18 protein-coding genes are annotated in these 17,630 nt (G+C 23.3%); 17 read left to right on the forward strand and 1 reads right to left on the reverse strand.

What is annotated here, in order from left to right:
• Positions 1-531: 531 nt before the first annotated feature.
• Positions 532-3,600, forward strand: a complete 3,069-nt coding sequence (locus tag E7Y35_RS06770) for a type I restriction endonuclease subunit R (protein WP_283272225.1) — start codon at positions 532-534, stop codon at positions 3,598-3,600.
• Between the two features lie 12 nt (positions 3,601-3,612).
• The gene (locus E7Y35_RS06775; RefSeq protein WP_283272226.1) at positions 3,613-5,139 is read left to right on the forward strand and encodes a type I restriction-modification system subunit M; all 1,527 of its coding nucleotides are present in this window, start codon (positions 3,613-3,615) and stop codon (positions 5,137-5,139) included.
• Positions 5,140-6,105: 966 nt separating this feature from the next.
• Here E7Y35_RS06775 and E7Y35_RS06780 read toward each other — a convergent pair.
• The gene (locus E7Y35_RS06780; protein ID WP_283272227.1) at positions 6,106-6,618 is read right to left on the reverse strand and encodes a restriction endonuclease subunit S; all 513 of its coding nucleotides are present in this window, start codon (positions 6,616-6,618) and stop codon (positions 6,106-6,108) included.
• Between the two features lie 49 nt (positions 6,619-6,667).
• Here E7Y35_RS06780 and E7Y35_RS07155 point away from each other — a divergent pair, with 49 nt between their 5' ends.
• The 15 genes from E7Y35_RS07155 to E7Y35_RS06840 all read left to right on the forward strand — a co-directional run bounded on the left by E7Y35_RS07155 (position 6,668) and on the right by E7Y35_RS06840 (position 17,617).
• Positions 6,668-6,946, forward strand: a complete 279-nt coding sequence (locus E7Y35_RS07155; RefSeq protein ID WP_502957506.1) for a site-specific integrase — start codon at positions 6,668-6,670, stop codon at positions 6,944-6,946.
• A gap of 254 nt (positions 6,947-7,200) precedes the next feature.
• Positions 7,201-7,392: a tyrosine-type recombinase/integrase gene (locus tag E7Y35_RS07160; RefSeq protein ID WP_502957526.1), complete on the forward strand. Its 192-nt coding sequence runs from the start codon at positions 7,201-7,203 to the stop codon at positions 7,390-7,392.
• Between the two features lie 24 nt (positions 7,393-7,416).
• A complete protein-coding gene (locus tag E7Y35_RS06785; protein WP_283272228.1) occupies positions 7,417-7,794 on the forward strand; it encodes a restriction endonuclease subunit S domain-containing protein in 378 nt (125 codons plus the stop codon).
• A 47-nt stretch (positions 7,795-7,841) separates the two neighbouring features.
• The gene (locus E7Y35_RS07165) at positions 7,842-8,015 is read left to right on the forward strand and encodes a hypothetical protein (protein WP_502957527.1); all 174 of its coding nucleotides are present in this window, start codon (positions 7,842-7,844) and stop codon (positions 8,013-8,015) included.
• Positions 8,016-8,027: 12 nt separating this feature from the next.
• Positions 8,028-8,486 carry a hypothetical protein gene (locus E7Y35_RS06790; protein ID WP_283272229.1) on the forward strand — a complete coding sequence of 153 codons (459 nt, stop codon included), beginning with the start codon at positions 8,028-8,030 and terminating at the stop codon, positions 8,484-8,486.
• Positions 8,487-9,181: 695 nt separating this feature from the next.
• On the forward strand, positions 9,182-10,441 hold the full coding sequence (locus E7Y35_RS06795; protein WP_283272230.1) for a hypothetical protein: 1,260 nt from the start codon (positions 9,182-9,184) through the stop codon (positions 10,439-10,441).
• A complete protein-coding gene (locus E7Y35_RS06800) occupies positions 10,368-10,802 on the forward strand; it encodes a hypothetical protein (protein WP_283272231.1) in 435 nt (144 codons plus the stop codon). The genes E7Y35_RS06795 and E7Y35_RS06800 overlap by 74 nt, the downstream gene beginning before the upstream one ends.
• Before the next feature lie 34 nt (positions 10,803-10,836).
• Positions 10,837-11,298 carry a hypothetical protein gene (locus E7Y35_RS06805; RefSeq protein ID WP_283272232.1) on the forward strand — a complete coding sequence of 154 codons (462 nt, stop codon included), beginning with the start codon at positions 10,837-10,839 and terminating at the stop codon, positions 11,296-11,298.
• Between the two features lie 215 nt (positions 11,299-11,513).
• Positions 11,514-11,804: an HNH endonuclease gene (locus E7Y35_RS06810; RefSeq protein ID WP_283272233.1), complete on the forward strand. Its 291-nt coding sequence runs from the start codon at positions 11,514-11,516 to the stop codon at positions 11,802-11,804.
• 327 nt (positions 11,805-12,131) lie between these two features.
• The gene (locus tag E7Y35_RS06815) at positions 12,132-12,497 is read left to right on the forward strand and encodes an MFS transporter (protein ID WP_283272234.1); all 366 of its coding nucleotides are present in this window, start codon (positions 12,132-12,134) and stop codon (positions 12,495-12,497) included.
• Positions 12,498-12,516: 19 nt separating this feature from the next.
• A complete protein-coding gene (locus E7Y35_RS06820; RefSeq protein ID WP_283272235.1) occupies positions 12,517-13,491 on the forward strand; it encodes an MFS transporter in 975 nt (324 codons plus the stop codon).
• 190 nt (positions 13,492-13,681) lie between these two features.
• Entirely contained in the window at positions 13,682-13,966 is a 285-nt protein-coding gene (locus E7Y35_RS06825; RefSeq protein ID WP_283272236.1) for an HNH endonuclease, read from the forward strand.
• A gap of 139 nt (positions 13,967-14,105) precedes the next feature.
• Positions 14,106-14,441, forward strand: a complete 336-nt coding sequence (locus E7Y35_RS06830; protein WP_283272237.1) for a hypothetical protein — start codon at positions 14,106-14,108, stop codon at positions 14,439-14,441.
• 332 nt (positions 14,442-14,773) lie between these two features.
• The gene (locus E7Y35_RS06835; protein ID WP_283272238.1) at positions 14,774-16,069 is read left to right on the forward strand and encodes a cryptochrome/photolyase family protein; all 1,296 of its coding nucleotides are present in this window, start codon (positions 14,774-14,776) and stop codon (positions 16,067-16,069) included.
• A 156-nt stretch (positions 16,070-16,225) separates the two neighbouring features.
• Positions 16,226-17,617: a phosphatase PAP2 family protein gene (locus tag E7Y35_RS06840; protein ID WP_283272239.1), complete on the forward strand. Its 1,392-nt coding sequence runs from the start codon at positions 16,226-16,228 to the stop codon at positions 17,615-17,617.
• The last annotated feature ends 13 nt before the right edge of the window (positions 17,618-17,630 follow it).

The following is a 17,630-nucleotide window of genomic DNA, read 5'->3' on the forward strand; positions in this document are numbered from 1 at the left end:
GATATTTTATGTTTAGAAAGAAGATGAAAGTAGTATTACTTATATATTACTATGTTAGATGACTTTTTAATTAAAATATTAATAATTCTTATTTTTGTTGAAAATTAATTTTTAATAAAGTAAACTTATAATTAGAAAAAGCTGTTAAAACTTTTATAAAATTAATAATTTTTATTTTAAATAATTAATATATCATCTAAATCATGATTTTTAGAGTAAATACTAAAGTTAAAAGTAATTAACATAATTTTAATTATTTAAATTATATTAATAATAAATTAATTAGGTCAATTAATATTTGAAAATGTATTAGAACTAAACTTGTTAGTTTTAAAAATAAAAAATTTATGTAATAAATTTTGAAATATTAATTGAAAACTTATTTATTTTATTGCATACAAACTTAAAAGGGATATTAACAGAAGTTTTGAGCTAATTTTATTATTTAATTAAAATCTTAAAATGTAGGAAAGCAAAAAGTTATTACTAACAATAATTAAATTAAAGAACAAAGGAAAGTAGGATCTGGTGATGCTGGAAAAAGAATTTGAAGCAATTTTTATAAATAAACTTATTGATAATGGTTATGAATATCTTGAAATGGATAAAATTTTAGAGAAAAGAGGAACTATAGAAAACATTTTATTACTTGATTTAATTGAAGAAAGTATTAAAAGATTAAACCCCAGAATAAGTCAAAAAAGTATTCATGATGCTATTAAACAAATTAAAGCAACTTCTTCTTCTGATTTAATTATTGCTAATGAAGCTGGAATGGACAAAATAATCAATGGAATCAAAGTATTTGATAATGAAAAAAAGATGATAATAACTTGTAAAATTGTTGATTTTGATGATTTCAAAAATAATAAGTTTATTGTTACAAATCAGTTTAAAATGTTATCTACTCATCCGACTTCTAGAACTCAAATTGTTGATATAGTAATATTTCTTAATGGCTTACCAATTATTATTGGTGAATTAAAAAATCCTGACAATTTTTCGAGAAAAACAATTGAGTTAGCATATGATCAACTGCAAAATTATCAAATATATTTAAAAGACTTGTTTGTTTTTAATTGTTTTAATTTTATTAGTGATAAATTTAGTAATAAATATGGAACAATTACATCTTCTTATGATCGATTTTTTAACTGGTTTGACAAAAGTAAGCATGAAAATTTATTAGATAATTTTATTAATGGATTATTATCTAAGGAAATAATATTAGATATTATTAAAAATTTTTTGTTCTTTACTATTGATAACAAAAATAATTTAAATCATAAAATTATAGCAGGACATCACCAATATCAAGGTGTGAATAGTGCAATTAATAGAATATCTCAAAACAAGGATAATAAAGGTGGAATATTTTGACATACTCAAGGTTCTGGTAAGTCATTTTCAATGGTATTTTTAACAAAAAAATATATTGATTTAAATCCAAAAGCAACAATTCTTGTAATAACAGATCGAAAGGATTTAGATTTTCAATTAGCTGATACATTTATTAATTCTAAAAAATATTTAGGTCAAGAACCTGAACGCATTGAAAGTATTAAGGAACTTAAAGAAAAACTAAACAACAAGAGGCAAAATGGGATTTACTTATCTACAATCCAAAAATTTACTGATGAAATTGGGGTTTTATCAACAAGAGATGATATATTAATTATTGCTGATGAAGCTCATCGCTCACATAATTTAGATCTTAATTTTGAGATAAATAAATTGCAATTAAAGATAAAAGAAGGAAATGCTCAAAGACTACGAAAAGCTTTCACGAATGCTGTATTTGTTGGTTTTACCGGAACACCGATTGAACAAGAGGATAGGAGTACGAAAGATATTTTTGGGGAATATATTTCAAAATATTTAATGTCAGATGCTATTAAAGATGGAACAATAGTTGATATTTTTTATGAACCACGGAAAAAAGAGTTGCATCGAGATATTGAAGAGTTTGAAAAAATTGATAATGAATATGAACTTATTAAGCAAAAATATAAGAGTGATACATTCATCTATGAAGAAGCAGTTAAAACATTAGGATTAAAATTAAATACTTTTGAAAAATTAATTGAAAATGATGGAAGAATAGAAGCAATTAGTAGTGATTTTATTAAGCATTATAAATCACGAATTAATATTCTAAAAGGTAAAGCAATGTTTATTGTGTTTAATCGAAAATGTGCCATAAAATACTATAAGGAAATAATTAAGCAAGCACCAGAATTAGAAAAACACATAAAAGTAATAATGACAGCAAATAAACAAGCTGATGCGAAGGAAGTTTTAGAGTTAATTGGAAGAGATGAAGACAAAAAGGTTTTTGCCAAAGAATTTAAAGATCCAGAATCAGATTTTAAAATTGCAATAGTGGTTGACATGTGGTTAACTGGCTTTGATGTTCCATGTTTAGATGTTATTTATATTGATAAATGACTAAAGATGCATAATTTAATGCAAGCTGTAGCGAGGGTTAATCGAGTTTATAATGATGCAAAAACCAATAAAGTTAAATCATCAGGGTTAATTGTTGATTATATTGGACTTTGAAAAAATTTAAATAAAGCTCTAGATTTCTATAATAATCATGGTGATGAGGTATCTATTACAGGAAAAACAAGTGATGAGGTCAAAGAGCAATTACTTACAACAATCGATGAAATATTGAATAAATATTTTAGTGAATTTAAGGAAAAAATGTGCGCAAAGCAGGACAATGAAATCAAAAATTATATGCTTATTGAGGAATTACATAACCATTTAATTAAAAATAACTTAGTTAAATCACTTATTGATGATAGTAAAGGATTGACAAAAATGTTATCAGTTTCACTTGGAATTCTAAATGAAATTGAAATAAATGCAACTGTAATTTTAATTGTTCTTAGAAAAGAAATTATCAACTTTGAGTTAGGAAAAATAGATGTTGAAACGGATGTTAGAAAAATTTCAACAAGAATTAATAATGCAATCATATGCAAAGGTAATTTTGAGGAAAAAGATTATAAACCAGTATCATTAAATGATTTAATAAATCACCTCTCTATATTAAAAACAAAGACTACTAATCTTGAGTATAATGCTGAATTAATTAAAATTACAGCATATAAAGTAGTAGATGAATTAAAAAAACATAGTCTCATTAGAGCCAAAAAATTGTCTGAAAAGATTGACCAATTAATTAATCAGTTAAAAGAAGGGCATATTTCTTTAAAAGAATTTAAAGAAATATTAACTGATATTGCTGCTGAAGTAGTTAACGATTCTGCTGCTTCTAAATTAAATTTATCGGAAGCTGAATATTCCTTTTATGAGCTGATTTCACAAGAAATATATACAAAAAAGGATATTACTAACAAAGAATTATTAACCATAACACATGAAATTTATGATAAAGTAAAAAACATTATAACTGATTTATGAAGAATTAGACCAGCAGAAAAAAGTAAGGTTAAAACAGAAATTAAGTTAATTTTAATAAAACATAAGTTTCCTAAAGAAAGTTATTCTGATAATGAAAATAGTTTACGAAGTCAATTAACAAGACAAATTGAAGAACTAGTAGAAAATGATTTTGAGTTTGAATAGGAGAATGAAATAATGCACAAAAATATGAATGTAGAATTAGAAAATAAGTTATGAGCAGCATGCGATGAACTGCGAGGGAACCAGTCATCAGAAGAATATATGCATATAATTATTGGAATTATGTTTTTAAAACATATGTCCGATAAGTTTAATATTGCACTTAAAAAAATTGAAATAGATTTTCCTGATAATTTTCAGGAATTAATTAAGGACAAAGATTTTTTAATTACAAAACATAATGTTTCTTTTATTATTCCTGAAAAAGCTAATTGAACTTATATAGAACAATATGCTTCACAACCAACAATTGGAGAAGTAATTGATAATGCTCTGCTTGAGATTGAAAATATTAATCCATCATTAAAAGGGCTTTTTAATAAAAACTATAATCGTCCTGAATTAGACCAAATTAAATTAGGGAAAGTTGTTTCAATTTTTTCAAATGTAGATTTAAATGAATTTGGAGAAGATATTATTGGAAGAACTTATGAATATTTTTTAGGGCATTTTTTTAAGAAACAAGGTCAAAAAGGAGGAGAATTTTATACTCCTAAATCTGTTGTTGAGTTAATGGTTAATATTTTAAACCCGACACAAGGAACTTTGTATGATCCTTGTTGTGGAACGGGTGGAATGTTTGTTCAAGCACGAAAAAAATTAGAAAAAGATAACAAAGATGTTGATGGGTTAGTTATTTTTGGACAAGAATCACAAACAAAAACATGACAATTAGCAAAAATTAATTTATTGATTCATGGTTTTAATGAATTAGAAATTAATTTAGGGCATAAATCAGCTGATACTTTTTCTGATGATTTATTTAAAAACAAAAGCGCAACTTTTGATTATGTGTTAGCAAATCCACCTTTTAATATTAAAAAATGAAATCAAGAAAATTTGTTAGATGATAAACGTTGACAATGAGGGATTCCCCCCAAAGGAAATGCTAATTATGCTTGACTTTCACATATTATGGAAAAATTAAATAAAACAGGTAAAGCAGCGGTTATTTTAGCGAATGGATCATTATCTTCTTCTCAAAAAAATGAAATAGAAATTAGAAAAAATTTTTTAAAAGACAATCTAATTGAAGGCATTATTGCTTTGCCAGACAAATTATTTTATACAACTGGAATATCTGCTTGTATTTGAATCTTAAATAAAAATAAGAAAAATAATAATGTTTTAATGATAAATTGTGAATCATTAGGAGTAATGGTTAATAAAACATTACGTGAATTAAGTGAAGATGACATAGCAAAAGTTACAAAAATATATAATGATAATCAAATTGGAGATGTTAATATACCTGGAATTGCTAAAACAATTAGTTGAAAAGAAATTGAGGACAATGATTATTCATTAGTTCCCGGAAGGTATATCGAAATTGTTGAAGAAAAAATAGATATTAAACAAACTAAAGAAGAAATAAAAGAACTATTTACTGAATTAACATCATTGTTAAAAGAATTTGATGAATTAAAATTAGAATTACCAAACGCAATTGAAAAAGCATTAAACTTTGAAAAAGAAGAATAATGCCTTTTTGAATAAGATATTTTATTGTCCTAAGAGGAATCACTTTAAAGATTCCACGAAACTATTAAAAATATGTTTAGTTGTTAAAAACATTTTTCTGAATGATCATTTAATTAATATATTTGAAATACCATTTCATTATATTGTTAATAGACATTGTTTAAATCTGTTTGTTTTAGATAATATTAACAAATAGATTATTGCTACAATTTTTCCCAAAACACAGGAACTTAAATAAATATGATAATGAGAAAATAGCATTGGTTTTAATTTTGTTAATTAACAGAGTAAAAAAACATAAGATTTAAATAATGATAAGCATTACTTTTGATTTGACAAAGTAACTTATTTTTTATTAATTGCAAAATATGTTTTAAATTAATATTTTAATTAATTTATCTTTGATTTTATTTATAGTAATAATTAATTTGTTTAATAATATAAAAACATTATCAATATTTTCATATTCAAATTTTAGTTTTTTCAATTCTATATTAAGTAAATCCTTTTCAGATAAAACAGGCATTTTAGTTCCTTTTGATAACATATTACATTTATTTCAAAAATCTTCATTAAATAAATTATAAAATAAAGATAATTTATTTTTTATGATTCTATACGCATATAATGTTCCATTAATATCTGCTTCATATGGTGTTAAACCAAATTTTTTTGATAAGTTCTAATTGAAGAAAATAAAAATATATTTTCTGTTACATAAAAACTATTTGTTTTATAAGTATTTTTTCCTTCATAATTATATATTAGTGGACTATTTTTTTCTAAAACTTTAGCTGACACCTGAGAAATGTTTTTTTTAATATTTTTTTCTTTTATTAAAATTGAATTTAATTGAAAAACTTTTGTTGAACTAGGTAAAATACTAATTGTATGTTGTATTTTTTTAAAAAAATTAGAATGTTTTTTAAAATTATTTCAAAGGGTTCTATAATGTCAATTATATTACTAATATCTTTTTACAGTTTTTTTAGAATCTATTCGTATAAGATTTGAGTATTTTTTAAATTTTTCATCACCAAATTTTTCTATAATGTCAATTATAGATTTTTGCTCATCAATATTTGGAACTTCTATTTTAATATCAGCTATATTTTTAAAATACACATGTGGTTGCGCACTACCTTCTCTTACAGAAATAATATTTTTTTTAATACTTAAGATTTTGTAATTTAAATATTTTTGCAAAATTTCATGTTTATTTTTAACTTCTAATGTAAAACAATCTGCTGCAAAAAAATCTGTTTTTGGAATAGAAATAAAACCTGCGTTAATTCCTGATGAAGAAATACATAAAATTTCTTTTTCTCGATTTTTAAATTTATAGTATCCCTTAATATTTTTGCCAGCAGAAACTATTGGATAATATCCCTGTAAATAATGTTTACTAAAATTTTTTTTGTGGTCAATTTCTCCTTTTCTTGAAATTACTATTTCTGAAAGTGTTTTTATAATAGCCATTATAACTCTCTCCTTTTTATAAATTATATACTTATTTTGGGAGGTTTTTATGGAAAAGTATTTAAATTATTTAAGAGTTAATAATTATTCTAAAAATACAATATATGCATATAAATCAGCATTAAAAGATTTTTTTAATTATATTAGCAACGATCTTAATAATGTTGAACAAATATTACAATATTTTAGCAAATTTAAAATGAAATATAGTCCTGCTACATTAAACTTTAAGAAAATAGTTATTATTAATTTCCTAAAGTTTAATAAAAATAAATTATTTTTAAAAATTCAAAAATTAAAATTCCCAAGGATTCAAATAGATTTTTAAAGTTATTTCAAAGGAACACTTTAATAAAAAAATAAAATTAATTAAAAATTTATTTGATAAAAATCTATTTAAAATTTTTTTTTTACTGGTATTAGAATAGCAGAATTTACAAATTTAAAAATAAATGAAATTACAAATACATTAATAATATTTGGCAAAGGGGCAAAATATCGAGAAATACCAATAACTAAAAAAATTAATGATATAAATTTTTATAATTATATAAATCTTTCAAAAAATATATTTATAAAAAAATAAAAGAATATTGGGATGAATGAGTTACACCGCACTCTTTTAGAAGATCATTTTGTACTAACTTAATTGAAAGCGGCGCAAATATAAAAATTGTAAGTTTGATTATGGGACATTCAAAAATTGAAACAACGGCAAGATATATTCATTTTAACAAAACTAAAATTAGTAAAGAACTTGAACAACACCTATAAATTAAAAATATAGGTGTTTTTATAATGGCTATTATAAAATTAAAAGAATTAGGTGAATTTAAAGGGGGTATTTCATCTTTAGATAAAAGTAAATATAATCAAGGTATTAATTTTGTAAATTACATGGATATTTTTAAAAATTTTTTTATTGATGATGATACAAAATTAAGTTTATATAACGCATCAGAAAAAGAAAAATATAATTATAATTTGAAATACGGAGATGCAATATTTACAGCATCATCAGAAACACCAGAAGAAATAGCTATGAGTACAATTTATTTATCAAATAAAATGGCTATTTTTAATGGTTTTTCAAAGAGATATAGATTTAATCATAAAATTTTACTGCCTAAATATGCAGGATATTTTTTAGAAGTCCATGTTTTAGAAAACATGTAAAAAAAAATTTGTACAGGTTATACTAGATTCAATATTTCTCAAAAAACTTAAGTGAAATTAAAATAAAAGTACCTAATTTAGATGTTCAAAAATCTATAATTGACATTATAGAGCCTTTTGATATTTTAAAAAATAATTTTGAAAATATAAATAAAAATATTATTAATATAATTTCTAAATTAGGATTTTTAGTAATTAATAATAAAGGAGAAAAAAATTAACTATATTAAGCAATGTGAAAAAAGAATGAAAATGGAGTATATGTTCAAACATCTAATATTGGTGATTTTGATAACAAGATTAAAAATAAAGTTTATTATAATACTCTACCTTCTAGAGCTAAATTAAATTTTAAAAATAATGTTTTGTATATTTCAAAATTAAATGGAGAAAGAAAATTTATTTATAGAGAACATTATAATGAGGATTTTATAATTTCAAATGGAATGTGTGGAATTACAGCAAATGAAAATAGAAAATATACTTTATATGCTTTTTTACTATCGGATTTCTTTTATAAAATTAAAAGTATTCAGTCAATAGGTACTACAATGAGGGGAATTAATGATAACATATTAAATTCTATAGTTAATAAATATTATTTTAATTCTAATTTAAATTTTTACCTTAAGAAGTTATTTAATATATTATCAAAAACTTCTATTATTATTGAAAAATTATCTTTTTTTTAATGAAAAATTATAAACATATTAATATAATTTTTTTTTTTTTTTTTTTTTGTAAAATTTTATTTAAAAATGTTATATTTAAAATATAAAAACTATGCTAATGAAGAAAATTATGAAATAATATTGTAAATTTATTTAAAAAGAAAAATTAATGCTTTTATTTTTTATTGATAAGTAATACAACAAAACATAATTATTTTAAAAATAGTGAAGAGTTAATTGAAAAATTGCTAAAAAATTTAGTAACAGCTATTTTTGAGAAATTAGCCTTTGCATCAAGAATTTTTTTGCTCTGTGTTTTAAGTCAAATGTGTGAAATTATATTGATTAATTGTTTTATCATAAATTTAAAAACTGTTATAGAAAAGAATTAATAAGTCTCTTAGATTTATTTGTTAAACAATTGATGTAAGATTTAATTTATTAGGTAAAGCTAAAAACTTAAGCAAAATTTAAAAACATGAAAAACTTTAACAAATGAGGAATTAAAAGTAATTGGTTTATATAAAAATATATAATATGATTTTGTAAAGAAAGTATTCAAAAAGTTAGATTATATATTTAGTAAAAAGTATGTTAATGTTTTTATTAATGTTTAAAAAATATTTTGTACGAGGTTAAAGATGGAAAAAAATTAAATTAAGTAAATTAATAGAAATTAAAAATGTTAATGAATTAGACTCTTTTTTAAAAATGAAATGAAGATTATTTTTAAAGAAAACATTTCTGAAGAAGAATTTTTAGAGAATTGAAATTTTGTTGGAAATAATAGTAGTAATTACAGTATTATAAATATGGTTTCATCTCCAGAAAAAGGAATAATTGAGAGATTAACTAATGCTGTAGATGCTGTTATCGAAAAAAATGTTATTAAATTTAAATTAGAAGAAAAAATAAATTCAACCGAAAAAGTTATAGAACATTGTTATCCAAAATTACATGAAAGTAGAGAAAAAGTTTTATCTGGGAAATTAAATAAAAATAATATGCATGGTATAGAAGATATTATATTAGCTATTAATGATAGCAGTATCTTTAAGAGACCAACATTTGACATAATAGACAAAGGAATTGGTATTTCTGGCGTAGATTTTGAAAAAACAATATTATCTTTAAATGCTGGGAATAAAATAAGTTCTAGTAAAAAATATTTAATTGGGGCATTCGGACAGGGAGGTTCAACGTCGTTAGCTATTTCAAAAGCAACAATTATAATTTCAAAAAAAGAAAATAAATTTTATTTTACAGTTGTTAGAGAATTTAAGCTACCAAATTTAAAAACTTATACTTATGGATACTTATGTAATAAAACATCAGAACATATTTATGAATTAGAAAATGATTTTATAAATAAGGAGCATTCTTATTTAAATAAGTTTGTTGAAGCAGAAAGTGGCACATTAATTAAAATGATTGAAACAGAAATTAGTTATAATCTTATTCAAAATGATGCTTCTAAGCCTGGTTCGTTACATGATTATATAAATACTGAGTTTTATAAAACGCCAGTGCCTATAAAAATAATTGAAAATCGTGATCAATTTTTAGAAAATAAGCATGTCCAAAATAGATATTCATCGGGCACATTTTGGAAATTATTAACTTCTGATTATAAAAAAATGTCGGGTACATTTTTAATTAATTTAAATAATAAGGAACATAATATTAATTATTATATTATTCTTCCTAAAGATGAGTTAAAATGAAGTAATGAAACAGAGTGTAAAGATATATTTAAGACTTTTAATACACATTTAGATCCCATAATATATGTTGTTAATGGTCAGACAATTGCAACTGAAAGTTTTACAAAACTGAAAAATAGAGGTTTAAATTTTCTAAAATATCGATTACTTGTTGAAGTTAATTTAGATAATTTAGGAGATGAAAAATATAATTATTTTACAACAGATAGAGCTAAGATGAAGCAAAATGAAATTGCAAAAATTAATAGATAATATAATTGATAATTTAGTTAATATAAAAGAACTTCAAGAATGGAATGATATTATTGCTAAAAAAGTTGTGTCAAGTTCAATATCTGGTGAAGACTTAAAAAAAATTTCTTTAGAAATTCAAGAAGTTTATAACAAATTTATTTCCAAAAAAAACTCTAAAACAAATTATATTGTAAAACCCAAAAATGGTTTTTCTTTTAAAAATGAGAGTGATAAAAATTTTTTAGATGAAATTCAGGAAATTAATGTTACAACAAAAAGAGGGAAAATTTTTTATAAAAATGAAAAAATTCAAATTTATTTAGAAACAAATGCATATAAAAATGTGAATATAAAACAAAGGATATCTTTTTTTTATTAATGGAAAAGAATTTTTTCATTATAACCCAAACTTTATGAATGGTAGAATTTTGTATGTTATTGAACCTAGCATTTTGAATGTAGGTAAACATAATATAGAATTTTATATTTTTAAAGATAATAGTCCCTTAAAATGTGAATCATATTTTGAAATCATTAATGAATATGATTCCCAAATTGAAAACAAAACCATTGAGAAAGATCTTAATTTATTAATACAAATAATTAGTGAAGCTGAATTAATGTGTGATATAAGAAAAGATGAAGTTAAAAAAGTTATTGAAGTATTCATTTGTTTTGATAGTCAACAATTTCTTGATTTTATTACAATTAAAAAATGGTCTAATGAAAAAATAGAAGAGTTTAAAACAAATATTATGAAAAATATTGCACTATATGTATTATTATTAGGAAATCAATATGAAAAAAATGAATCAATTGACGAAAAAAATAATTTAATTATGTCGTATATTAAATCATTTTCTTTTAATAATTAATAAAAGTTAAATTTTTAATTTAAATTTAAAAATTTATATGTTGTATTTTTAATGTCTAAAGGATATTGTTTTTCATTTAGGAAAAATGTAGTAAAAATTTATATGTAATTTACTTATGAATTTGCAATAAAATATAATTTAAGAAAGAAATTTATTTAATTTATAAAATTAGATGTTTAAAGGTAATAATTTTATATATGAAAGGAAATTCAGAAATGAAATTAAGTGATAAAGAAATAAAAGTTTGGAACAATGCTACTGATTGTCATTGTGGAGCACAACCTCAAGATGAGGCCAAAGATCATAAAATATGTGGTATATGTAAAAAAATAAATAAACTAATGATTTATGGTGCACACGAAAGCGTAGAATTGCAAAGAAATTCTAAATGTGCATGAAATATTGATCATATAATTCCTCGCTCAAGAAAAGGAAAAAATAATATTGATAATCTTAGAGCAGTTCATATTAGATGTAACAAAAATAAAGGAAATAAATTTATGTAATCTATTTTATATTTTTACATAATTAACAAAGTGAATTTAACATTGTGTAAAAATAAGATAAGCATCAATGTTAGAATTACAAATAACAATTAAAAATAAAATAATTAGAGAAGAATATTGATTATGTATTAATGGATTTGAGTACTAATTTAGTAATAATTTTAATTATTGTAATAATATTCATATTTATAGTATATATGATAATTAATAAAATAGTGACATTTGTTTAGATATTATCTGCCTATAATGTCTGAACAAATGCGAAACAAAAGATTATTTTAAAAAACTAATTTATAATATCCAAATTAGAAAGTTGAGAACATCAAAATGTTTAGACCACCAAGAGATAAAGAAATATTTTCAAGTGATTTAAAACAAGTGAAAAAACAATTTATTATTAAAAGGAACCAAATCTTATTTGTGTCGTCCTTTGCTTATATTATGTATTATTTTACCCGGAAAAGTTTTGATTTAACAGGAAATGCTTTAATGCAAGTAGATTTATTAAGTAAAACTAATTTTGCCTTAATTGGGATGTTTTTTGCCATTATTTATGGTTGCTCAAAATTTATTATTGGTAATTTTGCTGATCGTAGTTCAGGGCGAGTTGTAATGTCTTTTGGACTAATAACTAGTGCGCTTATTAATTTGGCATTAGGGGGGGGTTGTTCACATTTGGCATGGACAAATTAGTATTGCCCCATTAGTGTTAATGATTTGTTTAACCTCAGTATTAGGATTAACGCAAGGAATGGGCTGACCAGCAACAGCGCGAATGTTTTCGCATTGATATGATGATAAAGAACGTAGTGCTCGGATTGGAATTTGAAATATTGGACATGGTTTAGGGGGTAGTTTATTACCCTTAATCGTAATTCCCTTAATTGAAGTTTTAGATCCATCACATCAAATCTTTGGATTATATTACTGAATTCCCAGTTGCATTGCGTTATTTTTTAGCCCCTTAGTTATTTGGGGGTTACGTGATCGCCCAACAAGCGAAGGGTTACCAACAATTGAAAAATGAAAAGGGTTACCAGAACATTCAAAAGAAAAACAAGAACTTAATTGAAAAGAAATTTTTGTAAAATATGTTTTAAAAAATAAATTTGTTTGAATTTTAGCTTTTGTTAATATTTGAATTTATGTTTTACGGCAAGGAATTTCATCATGAGCACTACAAATTGTTAATGATGTGCATACAATAAAATTAAAAGATAGTAAAATCTTATGATCAGCATTTGAATGAGCGGGAATGGTAGGGGGTTTATTAGCCGCTTATATTTCGCGGTGAATCTTTAAAAATTGTAAAGCACCAGTAATGATTATTGGTTTAATTTTAACTATTATTGGATTAGTAATGTTTCAATTAGCACCATTAAAAAATATGTTAATGTTATCTTTTGCTTTAATTATTTCAGGGTTTGGAATTTATATTCCCCAGGCAATGGTAGGAGCTACTGCCATTGAATTAACAAACAAGAAAGCGTCGGCAACAGCATCTGGGTTTACGGGTTTAATGGGGTATGTTGGTGACGCAATAATGTCAAAAGTTGTTGTTTCACAAATTTATCATTATAGTAATAGTTGAACCTATGTTTTCTATTATTTTTATGGTTGTGCATTATTAGCAATTATTGCTTTAATGTTTTTATTAGGAAAAAATGAAAAGGATAAAATTATTTAATAACTCTTAAATTATTATTATTTTCTAGGTTTAATAAAACTCGTAATTTGGATTTTACAATTAGAAGTTATTTCGTTTTTTTAACCTATAAATATTATATAGTTAATGTATTATTCATTATAAGTTGTTATAAAGTAATATATAATAGACTTGTTTATTTCGTATTTTAAATACTTGGAAAGGACATAAAATGAACTTAAGTGAAAAAGAATTTAAAATTTGAGTGAAAGCAAAGCAATGTAACTGTGGAGCAATTCAGCAAGATAGAGTTGGAGACCATAAAATTTGTCCGTTATGTGGAAAACCTATGATTTATGGAGCTCATGAAAGTGTTAAAAGTCAGCGAAATTCTTATGGTGCTTGGAATATTGATCATATTATTCCTAAGTCCCAGGGTGGTACAAATCATATAGATAATCTTCAAGCTGTTCATACTTTTTGTAACCAAAAGAAATCTAATCGTTTTAGGTTTTAATTATTGTATTTAATTAAAATCTTGTTTATAATGTTAATAAAGAATTTAAGCAATTAAATTCTTTGTGGAATTTTAGGGGTTTCCCCGACCACTATCTTTGTTGGCATTATTTCAATATAAGATAGTGGGTTTTTATTTTATGAAGGCAAAAGACATAAAGGTTTGAACAATTTATTTAGTTAATAAAATTCATAAAGATATTTTTATGGAAGAATGTCAAAAAGTACCGCAAGAAGATATTGTTATAAAAGTATATAAAAAAAAGAATAAAGTTACTGGCAAAGAATATATGGTTTATGATGAAAAATATATTAAAGCGCGGTATTATATTGTTGTTGCAAAAGTTAATAATATTATTAATGCTCTTCCAATTCAATCATTAAAAGATAATAGAGGAAATAAAAAAGTTTATATTGAAAATGTACATATTAAAGCTAATTTAATTGATAAAGATTCATATGTTCATGTTAATTAAATTGAAACTTTTCATTCATCTTGTTTTATAAATGAAAAAAGAGATAAAAAAGGTTCTAAAATTAAGATACCAGATAAAATGAAACAAGAAATAATTGATAAATTATCAGAACATTTGTTTAAGGGAACTAGTAAAAAATTATAGATTAATTAACAAATGAGTTTTTAAGTAATTTTCTTACTGAAAGAGTGTATTAAGGCACAAAAAATATGGTATTTACCATATTTTTTGTTTAAAGTTTATTAAATATTTTGTTTTTAAATTATCAGTAAAATAGTTATAAAATATTTATAGTATAATGATAAAAATAACTTAGAAAGTGGTTATAATCAATGAACATTTTTCTTTTTCATCGAGATTTTAGAATTGAAGATAATCTTGGTCTTGCACAATTAGCTAATGAAGAAAATCAGATTTATTTATTATTTGTTTTTACAAAAGAACAAATAAAAGATAATAATTATTTTTCACAACGTAGTTTTGAAGCAATGGTTCATTGTTTAAAACAGTTAAATAAAAAAGTTCATGTTAATTTTCTTAAAAGTGAAAGTGAACATCAAGCAATTAAATTTTTGTTAGACGATGGATATAAAATTAATAAGATTTATACTAATCGTGATTATACGCCATTTGCTATTAATCGAAGTAAGAAAATGCGTGAGTTATCTAAAGAATATCATTTTATTTATCGTGAATTCAATGATTACTCGTTAGTAGCACCAGAGGCTATAAAAACTAGTCAGAATTCATATTATACTGTTTTTACTCCGTTTTGAAATAAATTAAAGTTAAATTTTAGTGAAATTACTATTGTTACTTACAAGGTTAAAACTTTTTTGCCACAACAATTAAAAAATATTGCTATTTTATTGGATATTACAAATGTTAGATCTAGTGATTTTAATTTACCATTAGAGTTTGAAAAAGTTAAGACAGCATTTTTTCGGTTAGATCAAAAATATGAACAAAATCGAGACTTTGTTAACTTAGAAAACAATACAGCAAAAATTAGTACAGCTTTAAAATTTGGAGTGATATCAATTCGTCAATGTTATCTTTGAAGTATTACCAAATTTGGCAGTTTTGATAACGCTTTTGCTCGACAATTAGCATGGAGAGATTTTTACTATCAAGTAACTTATAATGCGCAATTGTATCAGCAATGACATTTTAGTGAAAATTGAAATAAAAAATTAACAATTAATTGAACAAATAATACAGAATGATTTCAAAAATGACAAAAAGGAGAAACTGGCTTTGCCTTAATTGATGCAGGAATGAAAGAATTACAAGAAACAGGTTTATTACATAATCGTCTAAGGATGATTTGTGCATCTTTTTTAGTGAAAAATCTACAAATAGATTGGCGAAAAGGAGAACAATATTTTGCTCAACAATTAATTGATTATGATCCAATTATAAATCAATGTTCATGACAATGAGTAGCGGGAACAGGTTTTGATGCACAACCATTTTTTCGGATTTTTAATCCGGAGTTACAACAAAAAAAGTATGATCCAACTTTAAGTTATTGTAATAAATTTTTAAAGAACCGTCCAACAATTAACAAAATCGTTGATTATAAAGCTTCAACTGAAAAAGCTTTAGAGATTTATAAAGTTAAGTAAATTAGATAGGAATTATCGCATTCATTAAAAAGCGACTAAGTTAATTGTTCCACAAACTTACACTTATTATGATAATTTATAAGATGTAAAAAGTAGCGAAAATATTAAGAACTATGAATTGGTTCTTTTTTCCTATGCTATAATAGCATTATGAATATGTTAAATTTAAAGAGAAAAACAAATAAAGAGTTTTATGTTGATGGTTCTGCATTTATGAATAAAAATAATAAGCATAAATTTACTTTTAAAATATTGAAAATTGTTGCATTAATTGTTGTTATTACTCTTTTTATCGTAGGTAGTATTTGAGATCGCCAAATTGCAAAGACTATTGGTGATTTAAATGATAATGGTCCTGTAAGTTGGTTAAGTTTATTTTGAGATAAATTAGCTTATACGATGACCGTGCCATTTATGTTTGCTGGATTTGGAATTTTATTAGAAAGTCTAAATGTAAAATATAAAGCAAAATTTAAATTCTTGGGAATTATTATCATTATAGTTTATGCTTTATTTATAATTTTATTTACATTAATTATTAGTAGAATGATTTATCAACAGTCAACATTTACTGCTTTTGGTGGGAAAGGAAGAGATTACTGATTTGGTCTTGATGGAACAAATACCATTATAGTAATGACTATGCAACTTAGTATTGAAGTTATATTAATGTGTGGTATTGCTTGATTTTTACGAGTTAAATTTGCAAAAAGAGCTGATTTGTTAACTAGTAATTATTGAATTGATGCGCTCAAAATATTTACTGTATTTGCTCTTTTTGGTGTTACTTTTGATCCGGTTTTAAAAACTTTCTGTGGTCGGCCATATTGAGTTCATGTGGATTATCAATATGTTATTGACCACTTACCAAGCAATTGAACTAATAAACCAACTAATATCGTTAATGCCGAGTATTTAGATTGATGACAAATTCAAGGATTTAAATCGGAATACTGAGATTACTTATTAGGCAAAGGCGGAGAAGGAACGCACTTTTGAAGTGATAAAGCATTTCCATCTGGTCATATGAATTCATCATCAATGCCTGTTTATGGATTTTTACTATATTTTATGAATGAAAAACGTAAACAAAATATTGTCTGTTGAAAATGATTAGTATTTGGCTTTTTTATTGCAGATGTTATGATGATGGGATTTATGCAAATTGTCTCAAGAACACATTACTTAACAGATTTAATGTTTAGTTTAATTGTTTTATTAACCTTTTTTAAAGGAGTAACTTATGTGGTTGACCATGTCATTTATAAAGTTTTATCATTCATTTGAAACAAGCAAAACAAAACATATAACATGTTTGAATTAAATGATGGAAAGATAACAACTTTATTTATTAAGATTAATGATGTTTTATGAATTGTGGCTAAAGTTAGAACTGCTAAAATTGCTAAATCTAAAAAATATAAATATTGACATAGAGATAATATTATTTATAAAAATAAAAATTTCAAATTTAACATAAACTATACTAAAAAATATTTGTTTATCTGTTGGTATACGAATTACACAATGACATATTTATTTTTGTAGTAAACTTATAACA

The sequence above is a fragment of the Spiroplasma sp. SV19 genome, from assembly GCF_030060925.1.
Lineage (GTDB): Bacteria > Bacillota_I > Bacilli_A > Mycoplasmatales > Mycoplasmataceae > Spiroplasma.